The organism is Streptomyces sp. NPDC005863, assembly GCF_042871345.1.
Taxonomy (GTDB): domain Bacteria; phylum Actinomycetota; class Actinomycetes; order Streptomycetales; family Streptomycetaceae; genus Streptomyces.
In genome coordinates this window covers 1,199,120-1,223,534 of record NZ_JBIAII010000002.1, presented here as the reverse complement: position 1 = coordinate 1,223,534, position 24,415 = coordinate 1,199,120, and the positions used below count along the sequence as shown (strand labels likewise).

At 72.1% G+C, this 24,415-nt stretch carries 24 protein-coding genes; 12 read left to right on the top strand and 12 right to left on the bottom strand.

The features are described 5' to 3' along the window. The first annotated feature begins 164 nt into the window (after positions 1 to 164). Positions 165 to 644 carry a universal stress protein gene (locus ACFYO9_RS11490; protein ID WP_358773595.1) on the top strand — a complete coding sequence of 160 codons (480 nt, stop codon included), beginning with the start codon at positions 165 to 167 and terminating at the stop codon, positions 642 to 644. Between the two features lie 734 nt (positions 645 to 1,378). Here ACFYO9_RS11490 and ACFYO9_RS11485 read toward each other — a convergent pair. Continuing rightward, the gene (locus ACFYO9_RS11485; RefSeq protein WP_355805780.1) at positions 1,379 to 2,194 is read right to left on the bottom strand and encodes an IclR family transcriptional regulator; all 816 of its coding nucleotides are present in this window, start codon (positions 2,192 to 2,194) and stop codon (positions 1,379 to 1,381) included. 400 nt (positions 2,195 to 2,594) lie between these two features. On the opposite strand from ACFYO9_RS11485, the gene allB reads away from it, so the two are divergent. Both allB and alc read left to right on the top strand, forming a co-directional pair. Then, positions 2,595 to 3,935 (top strand): allantoinase AllB, encoded by a 1,341-nt coding sequence (gene allB / locus ACFYO9_RS11480; RefSeq protein ID WP_358773826.1) that lies wholly within the window; start codon positions 2,595 to 2,597, stop codon positions 3,933 to 3,935. A gap of 5 nt (positions 3,936 to 3,940) precedes the next feature. Next, complete coding sequence (gene alc, locus ACFYO9_RS11475) at positions 3,941 to 5,056, top strand: allantoicase (RefSeq protein WP_358711848.1); 1,116 nt, start codon at positions 3,941 to 3,943, stop codon at positions 5,054 to 5,056. Positions 5,057 to 5,143: 87 nt separating this feature from the next. Here alc and ACFYO9_RS11470 read toward each other — a convergent pair whose 3' ends face one another. Then, on the bottom strand, positions 5,144 to 5,884 hold the full coding sequence (locus ACFYO9_RS11470; protein ID WP_355805784.1) for an SDR family oxidoreductase: 741 nt from the start codon (positions 5,882 to 5,884) through the stop codon (positions 5,144 to 5,146). Between the two features lie 220 nt (positions 5,885 to 6,104). Between ACFYO9_RS11470 and ACFYO9_RS11465 the strand changes: the two genes are divergently transcribed. Further along, entirely contained in the window at positions 6,105 to 6,545 is a 441-nt protein-coding gene (locus ACFYO9_RS11465; RefSeq protein WP_358773598.1) for a ribonuclease domain-containing protein, read from the top strand. Between the two features lie 59 nt (positions 6,546 to 6,604). Here ACFYO9_RS11465 and ACFYO9_RS11460 read toward each other — a convergent pair whose 3' ends face one another. Next, a complete protein-coding gene (locus ACFYO9_RS11460; RefSeq protein ID WP_358711854.1) occupies positions 6,605 to 6,811 on the bottom strand; it encodes a hypothetical protein in 207 nt (68 codons plus the stop codon). Positions 6,812 to 6,959: 148 nt separating this feature from the next. On the opposite strand from ACFYO9_RS11460, the gene ACFYO9_RS11455 reads away from it, so the two are divergent. Together ACFYO9_RS11455 and ACFYO9_RS11450 are read left to right on the top strand one after the other, a co-directional pair. Then, a complete protein-coding gene (locus tag ACFYO9_RS11455; RefSeq protein ID WP_388666145.1) occupies positions 6,960 to 8,270 on the top strand; it encodes a sensor histidine kinase in 1,311 nt (436 codons plus the stop codon). Continuing rightward, the gene (locus ACFYO9_RS11450; RefSeq protein ID WP_358773602.1) at positions 8,267 to 8,938 is read left to right on the top strand and encodes a response regulator transcription factor; all 672 of its coding nucleotides are present in this window, start codon (positions 8,267 to 8,269) and stop codon (positions 8,936 to 8,938) included. Before ACFYO9_RS11455 ends, ACFYO9_RS11450 begins: the two co-directional genes overlap by 4 nt. A gap of 66 nt (positions 8,939 to 9,004) precedes the next feature. On the opposite strand, the gene ACFYO9_RS11445 is transcribed toward ACFYO9_RS11450, so the two are convergent. From ACFYO9_RS11445 to ACFYO9_RS11410, 8 genes are all read right to left on the bottom strand, one after another. Then, positions 9,005 to 10,528: an AMP-binding protein gene (locus tag ACFYO9_RS11445; RefSeq protein WP_358773604.1), complete on the bottom strand. Its 1,524-nt coding sequence runs from the start codon at positions 10,526 to 10,528 to the stop codon at positions 9,005 to 9,007. After that, positions 10,525 to 10,950 carry an acyl-CoA thioesterase gene (locus tag ACFYO9_RS11440; protein WP_355805801.1) on the bottom strand — a complete coding sequence of 142 codons (426 nt, stop codon included), beginning with the start codon at positions 10,948 to 10,950 and terminating at the stop codon, positions 10,525 to 10,527. Before ACFYO9_RS11440 ends, ACFYO9_RS11445 begins: the two co-directional genes overlap by 4 nt. Beyond that, positions 10,947 to 11,306, bottom strand: coding sequence for a holo-ACP synthase (locus ACFYO9_RS11435; RefSeq protein ID WP_355805804.1), 360 nt, complete (start codon positions 11,304 to 11,306; stop codon positions 10,947 to 10,949). The genes ACFYO9_RS11440 and ACFYO9_RS11435 overlap by 4 nt, the downstream gene beginning before the upstream one ends. Continuing rightward, positions 11,296 to 12,270, bottom strand: a complete 975-nt coding sequence (locus ACFYO9_RS11430) for a hypothetical protein (RefSeq protein ID WP_358773606.1) — start codon at positions 12,268 to 12,270, stop codon at positions 11,296 to 11,298. The genes ACFYO9_RS11435 and ACFYO9_RS11430 overlap by 11 nt, the downstream gene beginning before the upstream one ends. Positions 12,271 to 12,289: 19 nt before the next feature. Beyond that, positions 12,290 to 13,201, bottom strand: coding sequence for a TIGR03086 family metal-binding protein (locus ACFYO9_RS11425; protein WP_358773608.1), 912 nt, complete (start codon positions 13,199 to 13,201; stop codon positions 12,290 to 12,292). 134 nt (positions 13,202 to 13,335) lie between these two features. Beyond that, a complete protein-coding gene (locus ACFYO9_RS11420; protein ID WP_358773610.1) occupies positions 13,336 to 14,742 on the bottom strand; it encodes a PLP-dependent aminotransferase family protein in 1,407 nt (468 codons plus the stop codon). A 4-nt stretch (positions 14,743 to 14,746) separates the two neighbouring features. After that, positions 14,747 to 15,697: an alpha/beta hydrolase gene (locus ACFYO9_RS11415; protein ID WP_358773612.1), complete on the bottom strand. Its 951-nt coding sequence runs from the start codon at positions 15,695 to 15,697 to the stop codon at positions 14,747 to 14,749. Positions 15,698 to 15,758: 61 nt separating this feature from the next. Then, entirely contained in the window at positions 15,759 to 16,403 is a 645-nt protein-coding gene (locus ACFYO9_RS11410; protein WP_358711868.1) for a TetR/AcrR family transcriptional regulator, read from the bottom strand. Between the two features lie 172 nt (positions 16,404 to 16,575). Here ACFYO9_RS11410 and ACFYO9_RS11405 point away from each other — a divergent pair, with 172 nt between their 5' ends. Together ACFYO9_RS11405 and ACFYO9_RS11400 are read left to right on the top strand one after the other, a co-directional pair. After that, positions 16,576 to 17,655, top strand: a complete 1,080-nt coding sequence (locus tag ACFYO9_RS11405) for an alpha-hydroxy acid oxidase (protein ID WP_358773614.1) — start codon at positions 16,576 to 16,578, stop codon at positions 17,653 to 17,655. A gap of 322 nt (positions 17,656 to 17,977) precedes the next feature. Then, positions 17,978 to 19,384, top strand: a complete 1,407-nt coding sequence (locus tag ACFYO9_RS11400) for a class I adenylate-forming enzyme family protein (RefSeq protein ID WP_358773616.1) — start codon at positions 17,978 to 17,980, stop codon at positions 19,382 to 19,384. A gap of 7 nt (positions 19,385 to 19,391) precedes the next feature. Here ACFYO9_RS11400 and ACFYO9_RS11395 read toward each other — a convergent pair whose 3' ends face one another. Then, positions 19,392 to 20,060, bottom strand: a complete 669-nt coding sequence (locus ACFYO9_RS11395) for a 4'-phosphopantetheinyl transferase superfamily protein (protein ID WP_358773618.1) — start codon at positions 20,058 to 20,060, stop codon at positions 19,392 to 19,394. An 18-nt stretch (positions 20,061 to 20,078) separates the two neighbouring features. Between ACFYO9_RS11395 and ACFYO9_RS11390 the strand changes: the two genes are divergently transcribed. From ACFYO9_RS11390 to hppD, 4 genes are all read left to right on the top strand, one after another. Next, positions 20,079 to 20,345 carry an acyl carrier protein gene (locus ACFYO9_RS11390; RefSeq protein ID WP_355805831.1) on the top strand — a complete coding sequence of 89 codons (267 nt, stop codon included), beginning with the start codon at positions 20,079 to 20,081 and terminating at the stop codon, positions 20,343 to 20,345. A gap of 69 nt (positions 20,346 to 20,414) precedes the next feature. Next, positions 20,415 to 22,061 (top strand): class I adenylate-forming enzyme family protein, encoded by a 1,647-nt coding sequence (locus ACFYO9_RS11385; protein WP_358773619.1) that lies wholly within the window; start codon positions 20,415 to 20,417, stop codon positions 22,059 to 22,061. Next, the gene (locus ACFYO9_RS11380; protein ID WP_358773621.1) at positions 22,058 to 23,326 is read left to right on the top strand and encodes a beta-ketoacyl-[acyl-carrier-protein] synthase family protein; all 1,269 of its coding nucleotides are present in this window, start codon (positions 22,058 to 22,060) and stop codon (positions 23,324 to 23,326) included. The genes ACFYO9_RS11385 and ACFYO9_RS11380 overlap by 4 nt, the downstream gene beginning before the upstream one ends. A gap of 22 nt (positions 23,327 to 23,348) precedes the next feature. Next, positions 23,349 to 24,413 carry a 4-hydroxyphenylpyruvate dioxygenase gene (hppD, locus tag ACFYO9_RS11375; protein WP_358773623.1) on the top strand — a complete coding sequence of 355 codons (1,065 nt, stop codon included), beginning with the start codon at positions 23,349 to 23,351 and terminating at the stop codon, positions 24,411 to 24,413. Positions 24,414 to 24,415: the final 2 nt, after the last annotated feature.

The window sequence follows — 24,415 nt, the reverse complement described above, 5'->3', positions numbered from 1 at the left end:
CTCCAGGCCAATCAGAGTACAGACTCCGGTTTGAGAGAGCTTCAGTCGGCTGTTTGGCCTGGGGAGGGGCATCGATGTCGGGGCAGGAAAGGGAAACGGACGCCAGGGAGCGGGCGTCGAGTGGGCGGACCGCCGGGCGATCAAGCGCGCGCGGCGGGCGCGTCGTGGTGGGGGTCAGCGGCTCGCCCGCGAGTCTCGCGGCGCTGCGGGCCGCGGCGGAGCAGGCGCGGCGCGGGGGCCGGGTGCTGGTCGCGGTGCTCGCGTGGGAGCCGCCGGAGGGGGAGGCGCTGTATCTGCGCCATCCGCACCCGGAGTGGGCCCGGCACTGGTGGGTCGAGGCGCGGGCCCTCCTCGACCGCGCCTTCGAAGCGGCGTTCGGCGGCGCGCCGCCCGGCGTCACGGTCGCGCGCCGCGTGGTCCGCTCCCGCCCGGGAGCCGCGCTGTGCGAGGTCGCCTCGCATCCGGACGACCTCCTGGTCCTGGGCGCGCGGGCCGGCCGCCGCGGCGTGGGCCAGACCCAGCGCCACGTCCGTACGCACGCGCCCTGCGCGATCCTCACGGTCCCGGCCCCTCGCCCCCCGAGGGGCTTCCGCCGAACCCTCCGCAGAATGACCCCACAGGACTTCGCCCTGGCAAGCCACTGATCGCCGGGGGCGGGGGCGGGGGCGGGGGCGGGAGCGCCGCTCTTGGGGTGGGGGGTGTGCTTGGCGCGGGGCGCCTCCCGGGGTGAAGCGGTGCCTTCGGGGCGGGGAGGCGTGCTCGGGCCGGAGCGGTGCTCTCGGGGTGGAGTGGCGCACCCGGAGCGGAGCGGTGCTCTCGACGCGGAGCAGCTCACCCGGAACGGAGCGGTGCTCTTGAGGTGGGCGGGTGTGCTCGGAGCGGAGCAGTGCTCTCGCTGCGGGGCGGCCCACCCGGTACGGAGTGGTGCTCTCGTCGCTGGGTGGTGCGCGCGGACCAGAGCGCCGCTCTCGGGGCGGAGCGGGGCGCCCGGAGTGGAGCACCGCTCTCGGCGCAGGGCAGTTCACTCGGAACGGAGCGCTGCTCTCAGCGCGGAGCGGCACACCCAAAGCGGAGCACCGCTCTCGGCGCGGAGAGGTGTGCACGAAAGGGAGCACCGCTCTCAACGCCGGGGCGGCGCAGCCAAACCAGAGCACTGCTCTCTACGCGGGGCGGCGCACCCGGGCCAGAGCACCGCACCCGGACCAGAGCACCGCTCTCAAACCGGAGCGTGGCGTGCCAGTCGACTCAGAGCCAGCGCTCGCCCCGGAGTTGAACGCGCCCGGCGGCTCAGGCCCAGGCCCCGCCAAGGGCGCCCCCCCTCAGCACCCAAGGCTCAGGAGCCGGCCCCCGCCCGGGGCCACAACCCCCCGCCCAAGGCTCAGGAGCCAGGCCCCGCATTGACCAAAGCCGCCGACAACTCCACCGCCACCTGCTGCAGCACCGGCACGATCTTGTCCGTTGCCGCTTCCGTGACGCGGCCCGCGGGGCCCGAGATCGAGATGGCCGCTGCCGTGGGGGAGTTCGGGACCGGGACCGCCAGGCAGCGGACGCCGATTTCCTGTTCGTTGTCGTCCACCGCGTATCCCGTGCGGCGCACGTCCTCGAGGGCGTCGAGGAAACCCTCCGGCGTGGTGATCGTCTTCTCCGTGGCGGCCGGCATGCCGGTGCGGGCGAGCAGGGCCCGTACCTCGTCCGGCGAGGTGTTCGCGAGCAGGGCCTTGCCGACGCCCGTGGAGTGCGGCAGGACCCGGCGGCCGACCTCGGTGAACATGCGCATGGAGTGCTTGGACGGCACCTGCGCCACGTACACGATCTCGTCGCCGTCGAGCAGCGCCATGTTCGCCGTCTCGCCGGTCTCCTCGACGAGCCGGGCGAGGTAGGGCCGTGCCCACGTGCCGAGCAGCCGGGACGCGGACTCGCCGAGGCGGATGAGGCGGGGGCCGAGCGAGTAGCGGCGGTTGGCCTGCTGGCGCACGTACCCGCAGGCGACCAGCGTGCGCATGAGGCGGTGGATGGTGGGGAGCGGAAGACCGCTGCTGGCGGAGAGCTCGCTGAGACCGACCTCGCCCCCCGCGTCCGCCATCCGCTCGAGCAGATCGAAGGCGCGCTCGAGGGACTGGACACCACCGCTGGCGGCGGGGGTCTTGGTGGCGGCGATTTCAGCAGGGGCGTCGCTGGCGCTTGACGTCGGCACGGCGCGTTCCTTTCGGTGCTGGCGGGCAAGGAAGCAGCCTACCGTTCGGTTCTTCGCGCAGGGGCTCGCGCGGCGGGCCGTCGTCGCCGGTCAGGGGGCCTTTGTCCGTGTCTCCGCGGGGTTGTCCCGCGACCCGTCGGCGCACGCGTTGTGCGTAGCTACGTTCTGGTGAGCGGAATTCTAATTCCACGTTGTGGAAACGTCCAGTCCGTACCGGAATCAGGGCGAGTCACCTGCGGGGTGGCGGAGTCGACTCTTGACGTCGAGGACACAAGCGTGAAAACTCCTTCAACAGAACGTTGAATTCCGTTAAGCGGAACCAAAAGGTCTGTGTAGCGGAAGAGAAGAGAGCAGAGAGGGGACGCGGGTGTCCGACAAGGACGTGGACGTGGACGCGGCGATGGATGCGAAGGTGGAGCTGGTGCTCCGCTCGACCCGCGTCGTCACCCCGGACGGAACGCGGGCCGCCTCGGTCGCCGTCTGCGGCGGACGGATCGTGGCCGTCGACGCGTACGACGCCGCGGTGCCGACCGGTGCCCGCGTCGAGGACCTCGGCGACGACGCCCTGCTGCCCGGCCTGGTCGACACGCACGTCCACGTGAACGACCCGGGCCGCACCGAGTGGGAGGGCTTCTGGACCGCCACCCGCGCCGCGGCCGCCGGCGGCATCACCACCCTCGTCGACATGCCCCTCAACTCCCTGCCGCCCACGACGACGGTGGACAACCTGCGCACCAAGCAGGACGTCGCCCGCAGCAAGGCGCACATCGACGTCGGCTTCTGGGGCGGGGCCCTGCCCGACAACGTCCAGGACCTCAAGCCGCTGCACGACGCCGGCGTCTACGGATTCAAGTGCTTCCTCTCGCCCTCCGGCGTGGACGAGTTCCCCGAGCTGAACCAGGACCAGCTCGCCACCTCGATGGCCGAGATCGCCGGGTTCGGCGGACTCCTCATCGTGCACGCCGAGGACCCGCACGAGCTGGACGCCGCCCCGCACAAGAGCGGCCCCAAGTACGCGGATTACCTCGAGACCCGTCCCCGTATCTCGGAGGACACCGCGATCGAGGGGCTCATCGCCGTCGCCAAGCGGATCGGCGCGCGGATCCACGTCCTGCACCTGTCCTCCTCCGACGCGCTGCCGCTCATCGCCGCCGCCAAGCGCGAGGGCGTCGAGCTGACCGTCGAGACCTGCCCGCACTACCTGACCCTGACCGCCGAGGAAGTCCCCGACGGCGCCAGCGAGTTCAAGTGCTGCCCGCCCATCCGTGAGGGCGCCAACCAGGACCTGCTCTGGGACGCGCTCGCCGACGGCACCATCGACTGCATCGTGACGGACCACTCGCCGTCCACCGCGGACCTCAAGACCGACGATTTCGCGACCGCGTGGGGCGGCATCTCCGGGCTCCAGCTCAGCCTCCCCGCGATCTGGACCGAGGCCCGCAAGCGCGGCCACACCCTCGACGACGTGGTGCGCTGGATGTCGGCGCGCACCGCACAACTGGTCGGACTCGAGCAGAAGGGCGCCATCGAGGCCGGCCGGGACGCCGACTTCGCGGTCCTCGCGCCCGACGAGACCTTCACCGTGGACCCCGCGGAGCTGCAGCACCGGAACCGGGTCACGGCGTACGCGGGCAAGACCCTCAGCGGCGTCGTGAAGTCGACCTGGCTGCGCGGCGAACGCATCCTGCACGGCGGCGAGTTCAGCGAACCCGCAGGCCGTCTTCTGGAAAGGAACAACTGATCACCGTGACGGCGATACCTTCTTTCACCGGCGACGCGAGCCCCTACGGCGGCGGCGAGCCCTACGCCGACTACCGCACGGCCGACTTCCCCTTCACCCAGTACGCCAACCTCGCCGACCGTCAGCTCGGCGCCGGTGTGATCGCCGCCAACGACGAGTTCTTCGCGATGCGCGAGAACCTGCTGCTCGCGCACCCCGCGGTGTTCGACCCCGAGCACTTCGGCCACAAGGGCAAGGTCATGGACGGCTGGGAGACCCGCCGTCGGCGCGGCGTCTCGGGCGAGCACCCCTGGCCCACCGAGGACGACCACGACTGGGCGCTCGTACGCCTCGGCGCCCCCGGTGTCGTACGCGGCATCGTCATCGACACCGCGCACTTCCGCGGCAACTACCCGCAGGCGGTCTCCGTCGAGGGCACCAGCGTCGCGGGCTCGCCGACCCCCGAGGAGCTCTGCGGGGACGACGTGAAGTGGACGACGCTCGTTCCCCGCACGCCCATCGGCGGCCACGCGGCCAACGGCTTCGCCGTCGACGTCGAGCAGCGCTTCACGCACCTGCGCGTCAACCAGCACCCGGACGGCGGCATCGCCCGCCTGCGCGTGTACGGGGAGGTCGTCGCCGACCCCGAGTGGCTCGCCGCGCTCGGCACGTTCGACGTCGTCGCCCTGGAGAACGGCGGCCAGGTCGAGGACGCCTCCGACCGCTTCTACTCGCCGGCCACCAACACCATCCAGCCGGGCCGCTCCCGCAAGATGGACGACGGCTGGGAGACCCGCCGCCGCCGCGACAACGGCAACGACTGGATCCGCTACCGGCTCGTCCAGCAGGCCGAGGTCCGCGTCGTCGAGATCGACACCGCCTACCTCAAGGGCAACTCCGCCGGCTGGGCCGCCCTGTCCGTACGGGACGGCGAGAGCGGCGAGTGGACCGAGGCGCTGCCCCGCACCCGGCTGCAGCCCGACACCAACCACCGCTTCGTCCTCGCCGCGCCGGTCGTCGGCACGCACGTGCGCGTCGACATCTTCCCGGACGGCGGCATCTCCCGGCTGCGCCTGTTCGGTTCGCTGACCGAGGACGGCTCGGCCAAGCTGGCCGCCCGTCACCAGGAGCTGGGCGGCTGACCCGCCCCCCCCCGAACGTGGGGCGTACCGGGTGGACAGCCCCGGTGCGCCCCACTCTCATGTCCGCGGCGGGACACATGCGGCGGGTTACGCCGAGTGGCCGCCGTCCACGGCGAGTTCGGCGCCCGTGAGGTACGCGGCGTCGTCACCGGCGAGATAGCCGACCAGCGACGCCACCTCGTCGGCCGAACCGAACCGGCCCAGCGCGGTGTTGTTCTTCTGCGGCTCCGCGAACGGGCCGTCCGCCGGGTTGAGTTCCGTGTCGATCGGGCCCGGGTGGATCAGGTTCACGGTGATGCCGCGACCGCCGAGCTCGTGCGCGAGCGCCTTGGTCATGCCGGTCAGCGCCGACTTGCTCAGGGCGTACAGGGTGCCGCCGGGCCCGCCCGCGTACCGGGTGAGCGCCGTGCCGACGGAGACGATGCGGCCGCCGTCGCGCAGCAGCCCCGCGGCCGCCTGCGATGCGAGGTAGGCCGAGCGCACGTTGACGGCGAGCACCCGGTCGACGTCGCCGAGCGTCAGGTCGCCGATCGGGCCGAGCACGCCGATGCCCGCGTTGTTGACCAGGATGTCCAGGCGTCCCAGGTCGTCGGCCGCGCGCTCCACGGCGCCCGCCGCGTCTCCGGCGTCGGCCGCGTCCGCCCGGAGGGCGAAGCCGCGCCGGCCCATCGACTCGATCTTCGCGACGACTTCGCGGGCCGCGTCCTCGTTCCGTACGAAGGTGATCGCGACGTCGGCGCCGTCCGCGGCGAGACGCAGCGCGATCGCCGCGCCGATGCCGCGGCTGCCGCCGGTGACCAGGGCCGTCTTGCCGTTGAGAGAAGACATGTCCGAACCTCTTCCAAGTGACTTTCAGTGGTTACGGGTTCAATGAAAGTCGTTCGCGGGGGTGTCGGCTGGCGGTCATCGGACACGGTTCTCCGCGGGTGGCCGGGTGGCCGGGTGGCCGGATTGCCAGGTTGCCGGGTGGTGACGGGTGATTAACTCCCGGAAAACTTCACAGACTTGACGTTGACACGCCAACCTCTACGCGCGTCACACTGGACCCATGCGAATCCCCCCACGAAGCCGATTCCTCGGCGCCACCGCCCTCGCCGCCGCCCTTCTGCTCGGCGGCCCCGCCGCGGTCACGGCGACCGCCGCCCCGGCCGTCCCCGTCGCCCCCACCGCCTCGACCGCCCCGGTCTCGTACGCGATCACCGCGGTCGGCGACATCTGTTACTCCGCACTGCCCGCCCAGGCGCACGACACGCTCGACCTGATCGGCAAGGGCGGCCCCTACCCGTTCCCGCAGGACGGCACCGTCTTCCAGAACCGCGAGAACGTGCTGCCGCAGCAGGGTTCCGGCTACTACCACGAGTACACGGTCATCACGCCGGGCTCCCAGGACCGTGGCGCCCGCCGCATCGTCACCGGCGAGAAGAATCAGGAGGACTACTACACCGCCGACCACTACGCGTCGTTCGACCTGGTCGACCACGGCTGCTGAGTCGGCCCAAGCTGCTGAGTCGACCCAAGCTGCTGAATGGATGGTTCTCGGGCGGCGCCTCAGTCCGTCCCTTCGCTCCGCACGGCCGCGAACAGCGCGCAGGCCAGCACGATCAGGGCCACGCTCGCGTAGATCTCGTAGCCGTCGAGGACGTCGAGGCGCTGTACGAGACCCCAGCCGCGCAGCTCGCCGGAGAACCTGTTGACCAGGCCGATCACACCCTGGACCAGCAGGATCACACCGAGAAACTCCAGTAGCTGCTTCATGCGGAGATCCTCGCTCCGCGTTCCGGCCACGGGCATCGGCCGCGGGGCGAGGATCCACCCCGCGGGTGGTCCGAAAGTCGACGACCCGCGCGACTTTGGTCGACGGTCATGCGCGGAACGCGGGCGGGGCCGCCACGGGTGCGTAGATTTGTCGACCATGAGCGGCACTGATCCCACGCGGCGCCCCGAGCCCCCCGACGGCGGTCCCCTGCCGGGCAGCCGTCCCTTGCCCGGCAGCCGTCCCTTGCCCGGCAGCCGTCCCTGGACGCTGCCCTCCGCCATTGCCCGGGAGTTCGACCCGGGCCGCGCGGGGCGCAGGTCCAGGCGGACCGCGCGCGACTGGCTCGTCGACTTCAGCTGCTTCTGCGCCGCTGTCCTCATCGGCATGATCGGCGCCGACGCCGTCAGCGCGAACCCGCATGTCTCCCCGGGATACGCCGAGTTCGACCAGGTCGCCGGCGCGCTCGCCTGTGCCGCCGTCTGGCTGCGCAGACGGTGGCCGACCGGGCTCGCGCTCGCCATGGTGCCGGTCGGGATCGCCTCGGACACGGCGGGCGGCGCGGCCGCGGTGGCGCTCTTCACGCTCGCCGTGCACCGGCCGTTCCGGTACGTCGCGTGGATCGGCGGCGCCTCGATCGCCGTGGTCCCGCTCACGTTCTGGCTGCGGCCCGACCGCGACATGCCCTACGGCGTCGCCGTCGGGTTCGGCGTCCTGGCGAGCGCGGCGGTCACCGGCTGGGGCATGTTCGTACGTTCCCGTCGCGAGCTCCTGCTCAGCCTGCGCGACCGCGCCGTCCGCGCCGAGAACGAGGCCGCGCTCCGCGCCGAACAGGCCCAGCGCCTCGCCCGCGAGGACATCGCCCGCGAGATGCACGACGTGCTCGCGCACCGCCTCACCCTGCTCAGCGTGCACGCCGGGGCCCTGGAGTTCCGTCCCGACGCACCCCGCGCCGAGATCGCCCGGGCGGCGGGCGTCATCCGGGAGAGCGCGCACGAGGCGCTGCAGGACCTGCGCCAGGTCATCGGCGTCCTGCGGGGCGGCGACGCGGACGTCGCGGGCCGCCCCCAGCCGACGCTGGCCGCCCTGGAGACGCTGGTCGCCGAGTCCCGCGACGCGGGCATGAAGGCCGTCCTCGACAGCCGTGTCGCCGACCCTGCCGCCGTGCCCGCAGCCCTCGGCCGCACCGCCTACCGCATCGCGCAGGAAGGCCTGACCAACGCCCGCAAACACGCCCCCGGCGCCGAGGTGACCGTGACCGTCGACGGCACGCCCGGCGCGGGCCTGACCCTGACCGTGCGCAACCCCGCGCCGCCCGGCGACGTGCCCGAGGTGCCCGGCTCCGGGCAGGGCCTGATCGGACTCGCCGAACGGGCCTCGCTGGCCGGCGGCAGACTCTCGCACGCGCGCGGGCCCGACGGCGGATTCCACCTGGAGGCCTGGCTACCGTGGGCGTCATGAAACCGATCAAGCTGCTGCTCGTGGACGACGATCCGCTGGTGCGCGCCGGACTGTCCTTCATGCTCGGCGGCGCGGACGACATCGAGATCGTCGGCGAGGCGGGCGACGGCACCGAGGTCGCCCCGCTCGTCGCCGAACTCCGCCCGGACGTCGTCCTGATGGACATCCGCATGCCCACGATGGACGGCCTCGCGGCCACGGAGGCGCTGCGGCGGCGCCCCGGCGCGCCGGAGGTCATCGTCCTCACCACGTTCCACGCCGACGAGCAGGTGCTGCGTGCGCTGCGTGCGGGCGCGGCGGGATTCGTGCTCAAGGACACCGCGCCTGCCGAGATCGTCGCGGCGGTCCGCGCGGTGGCCGCGGGCGAACCGGTGCTCTCGCCGACGGTGACCCGGCAGCTGATCACCCAGGTGGCCGGGGTGGACCCCCAACTGGACCGCAGACGGCGGGCGTTGGAGCGGCTGGAGACGCTGGGGGAGCGCGAGCGCGAAGTCGCCGTCGCGGTCGGCCGCGGCGGCTCCAACGCGGACATCGCCGCCGAGCTGTATCTGAGCGTCGCCACCGTCAAGGCGCACGTCTCGCGGATCCTCACGAAGCTGGACCTCAACAACCGGGTGCAGGTGGCCCTGTTGGCGCACGACGCGGGTCTGCTGGACCAGGACGTCTGAGAGGAGCCGGCCCAGGGGCGACCCGCACCGCGGGGGCGGGGGCGGGGGCGAGGGTCAGCGGTGACGCTAGGACAGACGGCCCAGAACCCCCTGCTCAAGAAGCGTGGCCATGTGCGTGCGGGCGGGCTTGCCGCTCGCGGTGCGTGCGACGGCGCTGTGCGCGACCTCGACCACGGACCGCGGGGCGAGACCGAAGTCGGCCGCCACCCGTTGGGCGACTTCGGCCGGGTCGATCCGCTCGCCCCGCCGGGCCACCACGACCAGGGCGAACGACTCCTCGTACGGCAGTGCCACGCACTCGGCGACACCGGGCAGCTCCGTCGCCGACTGCTCGACGTCCGCGGCGAAGACGTTCACGCCGTTGACGCTGATGCGGTCGCTCCTGCGGCCGCTCAGATGGAGCCGGCCGGAGCGCAGGCACCCCACATCGCCCGTGTCGAACCAGGCGACGCGGTGATCGGTGGTCCCGTCGTACCCGTTGAAGAGGGTGGCGCCGCGCAGTTGTACGGTGCCGGCCTCGGCCTCCCCGCACTCCCGGCCCGACGCGTCGACGACCCGCAGGTTGAGACGGGGCATCGGGATGCCCAGGCACGCCGTGGTGACGGGGCCTTCGGTGTGGAAGGCGGTCTCCGCGTCCGTGTAACGGTGCGAGGTGGCCATCAGAGCCGCCTCGGCGAGGCCGTAGCAGAACACCAGCGCCGTCGGGTCGAAGCCCCAGCCGCGGGTCGCGCCGACGAAGGTGTCGATCGACGGCTTACGGATGGGTTCGGCCCCGCAGAAGACCGTGCGCCAGGCACCGAACAGACCGGGGTCGGGCGCCTCCTGCCCCGCCGCCTCCCCGATCCGCGCCGCCAGATAGCGCAGCATGAAGTCCGGGAAGGCGCTGTGCACGGCCTCCGCGTCGCGGACCAGGCGCAGGGCGGCGAGCGGCCTGCGCAGGAAGGTGCCCGGCTCCTCGACGACCAGGTCGATGCCCCGTACCAGCGAGGTCAGCACCCCGATGAGGCCCATGTCGTGGTGGAGCGGCAGGGCGATGAGGCCCGCGTGGCCCGGCTTCATGCCCGCGACGTCACTGATCGCCTCGATGTTGCCGAGGACGGCCCGATGGCTGAGCGGAATGGGCCGCGGCATGCCGGTGGAGCCGCTGGTGTACTGGATGAAGGCCACGTCCTCCGGGGCACCCGGTGCGGGCCCCGGCGCGTCCCCCGTGCGCAGCACGAGCCGGAGCTCGGTCAGACCGGGCCCGGACACGCGGAAACCGTGGCGAGCGCCCTGCTGTTGCGTCACCGCGGCGAAGTACCGCTCGACGGCCGTCCCGGGGACGTGCGGCTTGACGGAGACCGGCACCGCGCCCAGGTGGATCAGACCGAGCAGGGCGAGCACCCCCTCCCTTGAGCTGCCGACGCGCAGCAGCACCCGGTCCCCGCGGCGTACGCCTTGGTCGGCGAAGCCGCCGGCCGCCGCGGCGATCTGCGCGGCGAACTCGGGGTACGTCAGGCGCTCCCGCCGCGCGGAGGTGCCGAAGGTGACGGTGGCCTCCGCCCGGTGGGCCTGCCCGGCGAGGGCCTCCTGCAGGGTGGTCGCGGTCATGGCGTGCTCCTCGGGAGGTCGAGCAGGGCGTCGAGGTCGGCCCGCCGGATCCGCTTGGTGTCGCGGTCCACGAGCCCGAGCCGGACCCGGCCCCTGGCCACCACGGTGCCGTCGGTCCGCTCGACGTCCTGGACGAGCGTGAAGCTGTACGCGGTCCGCTCCGCCAGCGAGGTGCGCACGACGAGCCGGCCGACCGGGTCCCAGCCGACCGCCTCCAGGTAGTCGAGGCGCAGCTGCAGGACCACGGCGACGGGTGCGCTCTCGCGCAGATCACCGCCCCAGGCCCGGCCCCACTCCCAGCGCCCCGACTCCAGGAGCTGCACGTACACGCTGTTGTTGAGGTGGCCGGCCCAGTCGAAGTCGTTGGGGCGCAGGGCGACTTCGCAGGTGTGCTCCAGCGTCGGCGGCGGGGCGGTGGTCATGGGGTGTGTCCCTTGGTCATGGCGGTGTCCCTTCCGTCGCTCGGCGACCGGGCCAGGAGCACCACGACCGCGCCCGCCAGATCGCCGGTGTGGCTGATCGACAGCTCGACGTCGATGAGCCGCTCCCGGCACCACGCGGCGATCCCTCCGTGCAGGCGCACCCGGGGCTGCCCCGCGGGGCCGTGCACCACCTCCACCTCGGGGAAGGTGTGCGCGGGCCCGCCGCCCAGCGAACTGAGCGCCTTCACGAACGCCTCCTTGGCCGCGAAGAGCCCTGCCAGGGAGGCGTCCGGGCTCGGGCGGGAGCGGCAGTGCGCACGCTCGCCCTCGGTGAACAGGGCGCCGCTAGCGAGCAAGTGCCGCTTCTCGCGCAGCTCCGTCACGGACTGCAGATCGAATCCGGTCGACATCGTTCGTCCGCAGGCTGGCGAAGTAGGCACGCTTGAGGTCCTCGTACGACTGGGTGTGGATGCCGGTCACCTCGCGGACCAGGGCGAACACGCTGGTCAGCTTCTTCATGTGGACGGAGCCCTCGTGCAGCGCGTCGTCGCCGAGGCCGAACTCCTCCTCGGCGTTGCGGGTCCTCTCCCACCAGTTGACGAAGCCCTCGCGCTCGGTCTGCGCCGCACGGGCCGAGCCGAACGTCTCGCCGCCGTCGGGGCGGACCCAGGTGTACGCCATCGAGAGGACGTCCTTGATGGGGTAGACCCCGGACTCGACGAGGGCCTTGGCGAAGGAGGCGAAGTACTGCCGGTGCTGCACCTCGTCCTTCATGATCGTGTGGAAGACGTCACGCACCAGGCCGTCCTCCGTGGTGCGGGACTGCCAGCCGTACGAGACGCAGGCCTCGATCTCGACGCAGGCCTGGAGGATGCACACCCGGGCGTAGTTGTCGGTGGGGAAGGCGCCCCGGTGCTCGATCACCTCGTCCTCGTCGATCGGGTCGACGCCCGCCATCTCCATGAGCCGGCCGAAGGCGACCTCGTGGTGCGCCTCCTCCTCCAGCCAGTACCGGGCCGACCAGGCCGCGGCGATGTGCAGGACGTTGGCGCCGAGCGGATTGGTCTCGCGTATCTCGTTGGCCAGCTTCACGCCGTCCACGGCGAGCCGGATGCCGGCGGGCTGGGTGGTGAGCTCGGCGCGCGAGGCGTGCCAGAGCGCCGCCTTGTCGCCCGGGGCGGGCCGGGACAGCCTGCGGCCGTCGAAGAGGGTGTCGGTGCCCCAGCGGCGCTGCTCGTGGTAGCTCTGCTGGACGCGCAGCACATCGCTGACGGTGGCTCCCGCGCGGAGCTCCTTGACGATGTCGGTCATGATCAGCATGGGTCGGGACGCCTTCCGGTCAGGAGGTGGTGGTGGCGAGCTGCTTGCCCAGCGCCGTGACGACGTCCTCGGCGGTGTGGTCGAGCGTCATGGTCGGCAGTTCCACGTCGTCGTCGACGCCGGTGTCGGCGAGGGCGCCCGCGAACGCGTCGAGCAGGTCGATGGAGTTGATGGCGTCCGGCGACGCGACCAGGACGGCGGAGAGCGGCCGCCCGTCGAAGACCTCCTCCTGCGGCAGGCCGAGCCGGCGCGCGACGTGGGTCCTGAGGTCGGCAAGCATGGATGTCTCCCTGTGGGTCGGTGCTGCGGTGATGTCCCGGGCGCCCTGCTCGCGGTCGGCCGGAGCGGTCCAGTCGGGTGTGCGCCCGAGCGCCGCGAGGGCGAGGTCGAGCGTCCCGGCTCCCCGGGCCGGGGCCAGCGCGGGGCGGAACTGCGCGTCGGGCCCGTGCCTGCGCTCGTCGTCGGGCACCCGCAGCGCGAAGACCAGCGCGGCCTCGGCGACGTCGTCGTCGGGGCGCGGGTCGAGACCGATGGCCCGCGCCACGTCCCAGCCGTGCACGACGTGGTCGAGGAAGTGGAACCCGATGGCGACCGGGGCCGGGAAGGTGATCGTCGTACTGATCTCCGGCAGGGCGAACTCGCGGGTGAGCGCGCCGGGTTGGGCGAAGGCTTCGAGGACTTCGTCGGCGGCGGCGCGGTAGGTCCGCACCGGGTCGTCGCCGAGTTCGGCGGGCCGCCACACGGAGAGGTCCGTGCCGCCGCCCGCCGCTGCGGCCGCGAAGCCACGGTGCTGGCCGGCCATGTGCGCGACCAGCTCCCGGAGGTTCCAGTCCGCGCACGGAGTGGGCGCCGCCCAGTCCTCGGGTGCCGCCTGCTCCAGGATGCGGACGCTCTCCAGTACGGCCGTCCTGTCGAGCTTCCGGACGTCCATGGGGATCCTTTCGGCGAGTGGTGCCCAGGAGGGCGGCCGCGGCGCACGTCGCCGTGTCCCCACGGTGCCCGGGCAGAAAAACAATAGCACGACCGTACGTTTAGTTATCGGGGAGCGTCGCGTGACGCGGCCCGCTAACCGGTCGCCGCCTCCGCGGCCCGTTCCGTGATGAACGCGGCCAGCCTCCCCACGCCCTCAACGACCTGTTGGGGCGTCAGAGCGCTGCAGGAGAGCCGGAGTTGGTTATCGCCGCCACCGGCCAGGTAGAAGTCGCTCATCGGCGTCCAGAGCACGCCGAAGGCGCGGGCTGAGTGCTCCAGGGCCTTGGCGTCCGCCACGAACGGGACGCGTACGACGAGGAAGAAGCCGCCGTCGGGACGGTTCCAGTCGACCCCGAGCTCTTGCCTGCGATCGGCCGGGAAGTGCCGTTCGAGCTCCGCGAGAAGGGTGTTGAGGTTGGTGCGGTAGTACGCGACGGCTTCCGCGTTGGCCTCGCGCAGCCGGCAGCCGGACTCGACGAGGAATCCGCCGATGACGGCCTGGCCGATGGCCGACGTGTTCACCGTCGTCATGCTCTTGATCTTCGAGAGCTGGTCGGCGAGCAGCGTCCGCTCGCCCGCGGGCCCGACCACCTCCTGGTCGGCCACCACGTAGCCGACGCGCGCGCCGGGCAGCGCGGTCTTCGAGAACGACCCCAGGTGCAGCACCCGGAGCCCGCGGTCCAGGGCCTTGAGGGTGGGCCGCGCCGAACCCTCCCGCACGAAGAACCCGTACGGATCGTCTTCGAGGATCAGCAGGTCCTCCTGGCCGGCGATCTCCAGGAGCCGTTCGCGGGCGGCGACGGTCATGCTCGCGCCGGACGGGTTGGCGAAGTCCGGCACCACGTACAGGGCGCGCGGCCGTCGTCCCTCGGCCCGGGTCTCCCGCACGGCGGCCAGGACCGCGTCGGGGTCCGGGCCCGCGGCGCCCTCCGCGACGGGGCGCACGGCGATGTCGAGCACGCGTGCGGCGCCGGTGACCCCCACGTAGCAGGGCGAGCTGACGAGCAGGGTGTCCTCGGGCCGGGCGAAGAGGGCCCGCAGGGTGAGCAGCATCGCCTCCTGGCAGCCGGTCGTCACGACCACCGACTCCGGGCTCACGACGATGCCCTCGTCGTTGGCGAGGGTGCGGGCGATGAGGTCGTGGATGATGCCGTTGGTGCGCCCGTACTGGAAGAGCACCGTGCGCACCTGGTCACGCGTCCAGCCGCGCTCCCGCTCCAAGTGGTCGGCGTAGGAACGGAGATGGCGTGCGAGGTCCTCGGGTTCGAACGTGCCCTCGGAGGGCCTGCCGGGCGCGAAGGAGACGGCGTCGGGGAAGCGCGCGACGACCTCGTTGAGGAAGTTCATCGCGTCGAGCACCGGGTCGGTGAGCGAGCCGTGCAGCTCGCCGAGGGCGAGCGCCCCCGACGCGGGTGCCGATGCGGCGGATGCGGGGGAGGTGTTTTCTGCCGTGACGTCTGCCGTGATGTCTGCCGTCGTGTCCGACGTCGTGTCTGCCATGGGGTCAGTCCTTCTTCGGGGCGTCGGCGAAGGCGGTGCGCAGATACGCGGCGGCCTGCTCGACAGCGCGACGGCCTGCGTCCAGCGTCCCCGCCATGGCGAAGAAGCCGTGGGCCACGCCCGGGTAGCGGGTGGCCTCGACGGGTACGCCGCTCTCGCGCAGGCGCTCCGCGTACTGCTCGCCCTCGTCGCGCAGCGGGTCGTACTCGGCGGTGATCACCAGGGCCTGCGGGAGGCCGGAGTGGTCGGGCGCCCGTAGCGGGGAGACCAGGGGGTTCAGGCCGTCCTCGGGGGAGGTCAGGTAGTTGTCCCAATACCACTGCACCGACTTGTCGTTGAAGAGCAGCGGATCGGTGTTCTCGCGGCGCGACGCGGTGTCCGCGAGGTGGTCGGTGTTGGGGTAGACGAGCAGTTGGGCCAGGATGTCCGGGCCCCCGGCGTCGCGCGCCATGAGCGAGACCACCGCGGCGAGGTTGCCGCCCGCGCTGTCGCCGCCGACGGCCACCCGCGCGGGGTCGCCGCCGAGCCGCCCGGCGTGCTCGACCGCCCAGCGCAGACCGGCGAGGCAGTCCTGCGGCGCCGCGGGGAACTTGTGCTCGGGCGCCAGGCGGTAGCCCACCGCGACGGTGAGGCAGCCGGCGGCGTTGGCGAGACTCCGGCAGATCGCGTCACTGGTCGCGATGGAGCCGAGCGTCCAGCCGCCGCCGAAGAAGTAGACGAGCACCGGCAACGGGCCCTCGCCCGCGGGCCGGTAGACGCGCACGGGGAGCGGGCCCTGTGGCCCGGGGATCGACTCGTCGGTCACCCGCGCCACCGGCTCCGGGGTCCCCGAGTCGGCCTGGATGGCGGCGAGATCGGCGGCCCGCGCCTCCTGCAGGGTCATGGTGTACAGGGGGCGGACCCCCTGCGCCGCGCGCTGGTCGTACAGCGCCTGGAGTTGTGGATCGAATGCCATGGTGCCTCCGGGCAGAGCCGCGGTCCGGTCGACCGCGGTGCGGGTCAAGGTGTGGTGCGGGTCAAGGTGTGTCGGGCAGCAGGGACGGCTTGGTCGCTACGGCGCGCAGCCGGTTCAGGATGCCCTCGGCCGCTCTCGCGTAGCAGGTGAAGTTCGCGTGCAGCACGGATTCGGAGTTGGCCATCTCCAGCAAGGCGACCAGCTCGAAGGCGAGTTGGGGGATGTCGGTGTCGGCATGGACCTCACCCGCGTCCCGCGCCTCCGCGATCGACTGCTCGAGATAGGTGAACCAGCTGCCGTGGGCGCCGGCGACCGTGTCGTGGACCTTGCCCTCGCGTGCGTCGTACTCCGCCGAGACGGAGTAGAAGAAGCAGCCGCCGGGGAAGACCCGCTGTTCGGAGTAGGTGAGCCAGCTGATGCACAGGCTCCACAACCGGTGTATCCCCGAGGGGAGTTCGCGGTTGGGCTGCACGACGTACTCGATGTAGATCTTGATGGCGGCGCGCACGGTGGCCAGTTGCAGCTCTTCCTTCGAGCCGAAGAGGGCGAAGACGCCGCTCTTGCTGAGCCCGAGTTCACCTGCCAGACGCCCCAGGGACAGCCCTTCGAGGCCTTCCACCGATGCGATCTCCACGGCGCGTCGCAGGATCACCTGCCGGGTCTGGTTTCCGCGTGCGATCCGCCCGTCGGTGCGGGTCGTGGTCACCCACCACCTCCTCAATCTCCCTGGTCGGGGGGTCCGTGTCCCAACGGTCGGACAGCGCGTGCCACTAAGTGGACGACCGTGCGGGCTTTGTGCAAGAGTACAGTTACTGTACGGCCGTGCGTTTAGTTTGGCGCACGGCCGAGGGGATACGGGGATACGGGGGAGACGAACTGTGGCGGCGCTGACGTTGCGCGAGTACCGGACCGAGGCCGAGGGGCGCCTCCCGGGGCCCGTGTGGGACTTCCTCGAAGGGGGCAGCGGCACCGAGTCGATGCTCACGGCGGGGCGTGCCGCGCTCGACCGGATCCGGCTCCGCCCCCGCTGTCTCGTCGACGTCTCCGCGTGCGACCCGGGCGTGACCCTGCTGGGTTCGCGGTGGGCCGCACCGCTGGGCATCGCGCCCATGGCGTACCACCAACTGGCCCACTCCGAGGGCGAGGTGGCGACCGCGCGGGCGGCCGGTGCGGCGGGTGTGCCGCTCACCGTCAGCATGTTCGCGAGCCGCACCCTGGAGGACATCGCCGAGGCGGCGAACGGGGCCCTGTGGCTGCAGCTGTACTGGCTCAGGCGGCGGGAGGCGCTGGCCGAGCTTGTACGGCGGGCGGAGGACGCCGGCTACGAGGCGCTGGTGCTGACCGTGGACGCGCCGCGCGTGGCACATCGCCCGCGGGACGCGCGCAACGGGTTCGCCGTTCCGGCGGGCATGCGCGCGGTGAACGTCGACCCGGCCGTCATGGCCGCGTCCCACGGGGGTGTGGCGGGCGAATCCGCCATTGCCCGGCATTCGAGGGAGCAGTTCGACCCCTCCATTACCTGGAGCGATATCGGCTGGCTCCGTGAACGCACCTCTCTGCCCCTGGTATTGAAGGGTGTGCTCGCGTCCGAGGACGCCGAACTCGCCGTGAAATACGGTGTGGAGGCGCTCGTCGTCTCCAATCACGGGGGCCGCCAGCTCGATTTTGCGATCCCGGCCGTCGACGCCCTCGAAGGGATCGTCGAGGCCGTGGACGGGCGCTGTCGGGTCATCCTCGACGGGACGATCCGGCATGGCGCGGACATCGCGAAGGCGCTCTGTCTCGGCGCCGACGCGGTATTCGTGGGACGCCCCGTGCTCTGGGGTCTCGCGCATTCCGGGGCCGCGGGCGTCGCCGGCGTGCTCCGGGTCCTGATGGACGAGTTCGAGGAAGTGATGGCGCTCATGGGGGCGCCACGAGTGGGGGACTTCGGGAATTCAGGAATTCTTCATCATTGATACGGGTCCTTCGCCTGTAATTGCTTGAGTCGATTCCCGTTCGCCCTTTTACCGGGTGGAGGGGTAATTCGGCATGCCGTGGAACAGAAGTGCAAGTCCCTTGTCGGCGGGCCTGCTTGGAAGCTACTTGGAAGTAGTTATTCGACGGAAATCGTCACTTGATTACTCGATGGTAGTGAGCAACGATAGAGGTGTCGCCCAGGGGAAACGGTGGTTCTGACACCGTGGGGTTGTGGCGACTACCTGCCCGACATGTATATGGACAATGTCGTCACGAAGGCATTCGGGTTGTTCGCGGGTTTTCAGATGGGTGGGGATTCCAGTGGGGGAAACGGCACCGAAACGGTGCACCGAGGGCGCCTGGGTCGACGACATATTGCTCCAGGGCGAGGGGAGGGACGTCGCCCTGCACCTGGGCGAAGCCGTGAGCCGCGCCGAACTCCGCGAGCTCGTCGCCGCCGAACAGGCCCGTTTCGAAGCGGCGGGACTGACCGCGGGAGGCGTGGTCGCGGTGCGGCTGCCGCCCTCGCTCAGCTGTGTCGTCGCGATGCTCGCCGGCTGGCGTACGGGGGCCCAAGTCGCCCTCCTCGACTACCGGTTGACCACCCACGAGGTGGGCAAGGCCATCGCGCGGCTGACACCGCAACTGGTCGTCGAGCCGGTCACCGACGTCAGCGGCACGCTCCGCGGCTTCTTCGACGTCACCTCCCGGATCACCCCCCTGCGCACCGGCCGCCCGGCCGCCACACCGCACATCCTGCTCCAGCTCAGCTCCGGCTCCACCGGCCCCTCCAAGGTCATCGGACGCACCGTCGGCAGCCTGCTCGCGGAGATCGACCGGTACGGCAGGCTCGACGGCTACCCCCGCAGGGGCGAGCGCATCGTCGTCCTCGCCTCGATCGTGCACGTGCTCGGCCTGGTCGGCGGACTGCTGTACGGCCTCGCCTGCGGCGCCCAAGTGGTCCTGCCCGCCCGCCAGACGGTCGACGGGATCCTCAAGGCGGTCGCCGCGGGAGACGAACCGACGACCATCCTCGGCGTCCCCTCGCAGGCGACGGTCCTCGCCGCCGCACAGAACCCGCCCCGGCTGCCCCAGCTGCGCCGCATGATCACCGGCGGCGAACTCGTCAGGCCCGACGTCCGGGAGCGGTTCATCCGCGGCTACGACGCCGAACTCGGCGTCATGTACGGCATGACCGAGGCCGGCGTCATCGCCACCGACCTCACCGGAGCCACCCGACCGGGCCTGACACCCGCACCCGGCATGCGGGTACGGGTCGACGAGGGCCAGATCCTGCTGGCCCTGCCCGCATCCCCCTACGTCGGCCCTTCCGACCCCACCCGCTTCGTGGACGGCTGGCTGCACACCAAGGACGCCGGCAGCCACGACGACGCCACCGGACTCCTCACCGTGCTCGGCCGGCTCGACTCACAGGTCTCCGTCGGCGGACTCAAGGTGGACCTCACGGAGATCGAGGCGTCCATCAGCGCCCTGCCCGGCATCACCGAGGCCGTGGTCGTCCACGGCACCGGCATCGAAGCCTTCGTGATGGTCGAGGAACGCGCCGTGTTCGACGGCCTCGCGGACTGTCTCGCCGGCCGGCTCGCCCCCTACAAGCGGCCGCGCACCCTGCACGTACTGCCCGAACTGCCGCGCACCGCCACCGGAAAGCCGGTGCGCAACGCCGATGTGCTCCGCGCCGCCGCGCGGTCCGCCGCCGGGGTCTGACCCCGGCTCAGCCCAACTCCGCCACGGACACCTCGCGGACGTCGAGGCGCACGTCGCCCGCGCCCGGGGCGTCACCGGCGCCTCCGTGCAGCGCGACACCGACGACGCGCCGCCCGCCGTCCACCCGGACGGCCGCGGAGACGACATCCGGATCACCGGGCAGCCGCCGCGGCGCCAGAGGAGCGTCGTCACCGGGCGGCCACTGACCGGGCAGCGGCACCCGGCGGCTCATGCCGCCGCGCCGCAACCCCCGGCCGAGCGCCTTGCCGACCGACTCCTTCTGCGTCCACAGCCACAAGAACGCCACCGACTGCTCGCCCTCGGGCAGCGCCGCGACCCAGGCCGCCTCGGCGGGGTCCAGCCACGCCCGGGCCATCGCCGCGGCACGCAGCCGCCGTACCACTTCCACGTCCACACCCACGGGGGCGAGGCCGGTCACCGCGACGGCCAGCGCCCCGCGCCCGTGAGCCACGCTCACGTGCAACGACGCGCCGGCACCGCCCAGTACGGGGCGGCCCCCGGCCTCGTGCTCCAACCAGATCTCGGACGGCGCGACACCGATCAGACCGGCCGCGGCCCGCACCACCAAGGTGTGCGCCCCGCGCCGCTCGTCGCCGTCCGTGGCGCACCACAGCACCGTCACCGCGTCCGGGGAACCGCCTGGATGCCTGTACATGAAACGGGAGTCAATCAAATGTCCGCTGAGGTTGAGAAGTTCATCATCGAGGCCCTGCAGAACATGAACTACGACGTTTCCGACGTAACCGGCGAGACCCCGCTCGGCCCGGCCGGCCTGGACCTCGAATCCCTCTCCGTCGCGGAGATAGCCATCCAGGTCGAAGACACGTACGGCGTGAAGTTCGAGGAGGACGAGATGGAGACCGTCGCGCTCCTGACCGTCTCCGGCCTGGTCAAGGAGATCGTCGAGCGGGCGTCCGCGTCCGCGGCGACGACCGGCTGAGTCCGAGAACCGTCCCGGCACGCGGGCCGTACGCCGAGAGCACGATCCAGAGAGCGGAGACAACGGGGAATGCATCCCAAGAACGAGCGCGCAGAGCTCGCCGGTGACCAAGGTCTCGGCGTCGGCAACGTGCTGACCACGCTGCTCGAACGGGGCACCGGCCTCGACGCCCCGAGCATCACCTTCGACACCGAGGTCGACGGGCACCCCGCCTGGCGTGCCCTCACCCTCGCCGAACTGGGCGAGCGGGTCGCGGCCCGCGCCGCGGCCCTGCACGCCCTCGGGGTCAGGCCCCGCGACGTGGTCGCCGTCTTTGTGACGGCGGGCGCCGACCAGGTGCTCGGCTACCTCGCCCTGACCCGCATCGGCGCGATCCCCGCCCTGGTCAACGGGCGGGTCCCGGCCGAGCAGGCCGGCGAGTACATCAAGCGGCTGCGGGCCGTCGGCGTCATCGCCGACCCCGCGCACTGGGACTCCCTCGAGGACCTGGGCATCGGCACACCGCTCCTCGCCGACCCGGCCGGCCTCGGCGAGGCCGACCCGGCCGACGCGCCCAAGCCCTACCGCCACCACGGCAACGAGCCGGTGGTCATCACCCACTCCTCGGGCACCACGGGGCTGCCCAAGGCCGTGATCCACTCGCACCACAGCCTCTTCGCCGCCATCCGCCACCGGCTCTCGCTGCCCAAGGGCCAGGGCATCGACCGGATGCTGGGCGCGCTGCCCTCGGCGCACGCGGCCACCGTCATCGCGGTCAACCTCGCGCTGACCAACCGCACCCAACTCGCCGTGCTCTCCCAGCAGTCCGGCGGACCGGTGCTCGACGCCATCGAGTCCTGGCGGCCGCACGCCGTCCTCGGCTTCGCCACCACCTGGTCGGAGCTCGCGGGCCAGGACCTCTCGGCCCGCGCCATGGACTCCGTACGGACCTGGTGGAACACCGGGGACTGCGCCCACGAGGCGCACATCCGCAAGCTCATCGCCGTCGGCACCCGGGAGTCCGTCACCAGCGAGGGGCGGGTCCGCACGCGGGGCTCGTTCTTCGTCGACGGCCTCGGCTCCACGGAGATGGGGCACTCCCAGTTCCACATCACCCACACGCCCGACACCAGCCGCTACGGACGCTGCATCGGCAAGCCGCACGCCTTCTCCGACGTGGCGGTCGTCGACGACGACGGCGAGAAGCTCGGTACGGGGCAGGTGGGCCAGCTCGCCATCAGCGCACCGACGCTCTCGCTCGGCTACTGGAACGACTCGGTGACCACCTACCGCACCCGCAGGGACGGCTACTTCCTCACCGGCGACCTGGTCTTCCGCGACGAGGCCGGCTACTACTACCACGTCGACCGCATGGTCGACTCGGTCGATCTGGGCGACGGCAAGAGGCTCTTCACGATGCTCTGCGAGGAGCAGGTCCTCGCGGACTGCTCCGACGTCCTCGAATGCACCGTCGTCGCGGTCAGGACGGACGAGCGGGTCGCCACCTCCGTCCTGCTCCTCCTCGACCCGCAGGCCGACCAGGAAGCCGACCGCACCCCCGAGGTGCTCGCCGCCCTGGACCCCCACGCGGCCGCCACCGTCGAGCGCGTGGTGGTCGTCAGCCCGGACCGCATCCCCCTCGGCGCCACCGGCAAGGTCCGCAAGATCCTGCTGCGCCGGCGCTTCCTCGACGGCGAACTGCTCTCCGCCCAGGCTCCCGCGGGGGTGGCGGCATGACCCGACCCACCGCGGGGCCCGGCGCCGTCGTCACCGGCCTCGGCGCCTTCACCCCGCTCGGCCGCGGCGCCGCGCAGAACTTCGACGCGCTGTGCCACGGCAAGTCGGGGCTGCGCAGACCGCCCGAGGACCACCTGCTCGCGGGCAGCATCGACGTCGCGGGCATCGCGCCGGGCATCGTGGCGCGCGAGGTGCTGCCGCCCAGCGAGGGCCGGCTCGTCGACCGCTACGCCCTGATGGCGCTCGCCGCCGCGGACGACGCGCTCGCCGACGCGGGCCTGGTCGTCGGCCGCGACGTCGACCCGCACCGGGTCGCCGTGGTCGTCTCCAGCGGCGCGGGCGGACTCTCGACGTACGAGGCGCAGACGCAGGCCAGGGCGGAGCGCGGGCCCACCGCGGTCAGCCCGTACCTGCTGCCCGGCATGCTGCCGAACATGGCGGCCGCCCGCATCGCCATCAAACACGGGATACGGGGCTGGAGTTCGGCCATCGCCACCGCCTGCGCCGCCGGTGCCCACGCCGTCGCGGAGGCCGCCCGGCTGATCCGCTACGGCGAGGCCGACGTGGTGGTCTGCGGCGGCGCCGAGGCCCCGCTCAACCCGACATCCGCCCTCGCCTTCGCCCACGCCAGGGCGCTGGCCCAGGGCTGGGGCGACGATCCCGAGGCCGCAAGCCGCCCCTTCGACCGGCGCCGCAACGGCTTCGTGCTCGCCGAGGGCGCCGGCGTGCTCGTCGTCGAACGCGTGGAGCACGCCGACGCCCGGGGCGCCGCGGGCTACGCCGACCTCCTCGGCTGGGGCGCCACCACCGACGCCCACCGGCCCACCGCACCGCGCCCCGACGGCGACGGGGCCGCGCACAGCATGCGCGGCGCGCTCGCCACCGCGGGCCTCGCCCCCGAGGACATCGGCTACATCAACGCGCACGGCACGGCCACCAAGCTCGGCGACGTCGCCGAGACGAAGGCCGTACGGGCCGTGTTCGGGGCGAACACCCCCGCCATCAGCAGCACGAAGTCGATGACGGGCCACCTCCTGGGCGGATCCGGCGCGGTGGAGGCGGCCTTCAGCGCCCTGGCCCTCTCCCGGGGCGTCCTGCCGCCCACCCACAACCTCGACGAGGTCGACCCCAACTGCGACCTCGACCACGTGCGGGGCGAGGCGCGCCAGCAGCGGGTGGACGCCGTGATCTCCAACTCGTTCGCCTTCGGCGGGCACAACGTCAGCCTGCTGCTCGGCGCGGCCAGCAGCCGCAAGAAGCGCTAGAGGAACTAGAGGAAAGGCAATCGTGGACATCGGAGCTGTCGACCACATCGAGTTCTACGTCGGTGACGCCCAGCAGTCGGCGTTCTACCTGTGCACCGCGTTCGGTTTCCGGGTGTGCGGGCAGGCGGGCCCCGAGACGGGCCAGGCCGACCGGCGCTCGCTGCTGCTGCGCCAGGGCGGCATCGAGATCGTGCTCACCTCCGCGCTGACCCCCGAGCACCCGGCGGCCGCGTACGTGGCCCGGCACGGTGACGGCGTGGCCAACATCGCGTTCGAAGTCACCGACGCCACCGAGGCGTTCGCCCTCGCCGTGGAGCGCGGCGCCACCGCCGTCGAGGAGCCCCGCACCCACGCGAAGGACGGCACCGAGGTCGTCACCGCCTCCGTGCTCGGCTTCGGTGACGTCGCCCACCGCTTCGTGCAGCGCACCGGCGACCGCTCCGAGTTCCTGCCCGGCGTGATGGACATCATCGCCGAGGACCCGGACGAGGGCGCGCACCTGCTGAACACCGTGGACCACGCGGCGATCTGCCTGCCCGCGGGCCAGCTGCGCCCCACCGTCGCCTTCTACGAGAAGGTCTTCGGGTTCCGCCAGATCTTCGAGGAGTTCATCGAGGTCGGCGAGCAGGCCATGGACTCCAAGGTGGTGCAGAGCCCCTCCGAGAAGGTGACCTTCACCCTCATCGAGCCGGTGACCGACCGCAAGCCCGGCCAGATCGACGGCTTCCTCGCCCGGCACGGCGGCGCCGGCGTACAGCACCTCGCGCTCCTGGCCGACGACATCGTCTCCGCGGTGCCCGCCCTTCAGGCGCGCGGCGTGCGGTTCCTGGAGACCCCGGACGCCTACTACGACGAGCTGGAAGAGCGCATGGGCCGCCCGGACCTCAAGACCGAGGACCTGCGGCGCACCAACGTCCTGGTCGACCAGGACCACTGGGGCCAGGTCTTCCAGATCTTCACCCAGTCCCCGCACGTCAGGAAGACCTTCTTCTGGGAGGTCATCGACCGCCACGGCGCCCGGACGTTCGGCAGCGGCAACATCAAGGCACTCTACGAGGCCGTGGCCCGCGAGAAGGCGACCGCCTGACC

Excerpts from the sequence above, each read along its gene's own strand:
- ACFYO9_RS11420 (WP_358773610.1), bottom strand. The coding sequence starts at position 14,742 with ATGGCAGACACGACGTCGGACACGACGGCAGACATCACGGCAGACGTC.
- ACFYO9_RS11470 (WP_355805784.1), bottom strand. The coding sequence starts at position 5,884 with ATGTCTTCTCTCAACGGCAAGACGGCCCTGGTCACCGGCGGCAGCCGC.
- ACFYO9_RS11445 (WP_358773604.1), bottom strand. The coding sequence starts at position 10,528 with ATGACCGCGACCACCCTGCAGGAGGCCCTCGCCGGGCAGGCCCACCGG.
- ACFYO9_RS11440 (WP_355805801.1), bottom strand. The coding sequence starts at position 10,950 with ATGACCACCGCCCCGCCGCCGACGCTGGAGCACACCTGCGAAGTCGCC.
- ACFYO9_RS11430 (WP_358773606.1), bottom strand. The coding sequence starts at position 12,270 with ATGCTGATCATGACCGACATCGTCAAGGAGCTCCGCGCGGGAGCCACC.
- ACFYO9_RS11385 (WP_358773619.1), top strand. The coding sequence starts at position 20,415 with ATGCATCCCAAGAACGAGCGCGCAGAGCTCGCCGGTGACCAAGGTCTC.
- ACFYO9_RS11465 (WP_358773598.1), top strand. The coding sequence starts at position 6,105 with ATGCGAATCCCCCCACGAAGCCGATTCCTCGGCGCCACCGCCCTCGCC.
- ACFYO9_RS11380 (WP_358773621.1), top strand. The coding sequence starts at position 22,058 with ATGACCCGACCCACCGCGGGGCCCGGCGCCGTCGTCACCGGCCTCGGC.
- ACFYO9_RS11415 (WP_358773612.1), bottom strand. The coding sequence starts at position 15,697 with ATGGCATTCGATCCACAACTCCAGGCGCTGTACGACCAGCGCGCGGCG.
- ACFYO9_RS11390 (WP_355805831.1), top strand. The coding sequence starts at position 20,079 with ATGTCCGCTGAGGTTGAGAAGTTCATCATCGAGGCCCTGCAGAACATG.
- ACFYO9_RS11425 (WP_358773608.1), bottom strand. The coding sequence starts at position 13,201 with ATGGACGTCCGGAAGCTCGACAGGACGGCCGTACTGGAGAGCGTCCGC.
- ACFYO9_RS11450 (WP_358773602.1), top strand. The coding sequence starts at position 8,267 with ATGAAACCGATCAAGCTGCTGCTCGTGGACGACGATCCGCTGGTGCGC.
- ACFYO9_RS11395 (WP_358773618.1), bottom strand. The coding sequence starts at position 20,060 with ATGTACAGGCATCCAGGCGGTTCCCCGGACGCGGTGACGGTGCTGTGG.
- allB (WP_358773826.1), top strand. The coding sequence starts at position 2,595 with ATGGATGCGAAGGTGGAGCTGGTGCTCCGCTCGACCCGCGTCGTCACC.
- ACFYO9_RS11460 (WP_358711854.1), bottom strand. The coding sequence starts at position 6,811 with ATGAAGCAGCTACTGGAGTTTCTCGGTGTGATCCTGCTGGTCCAGGGT.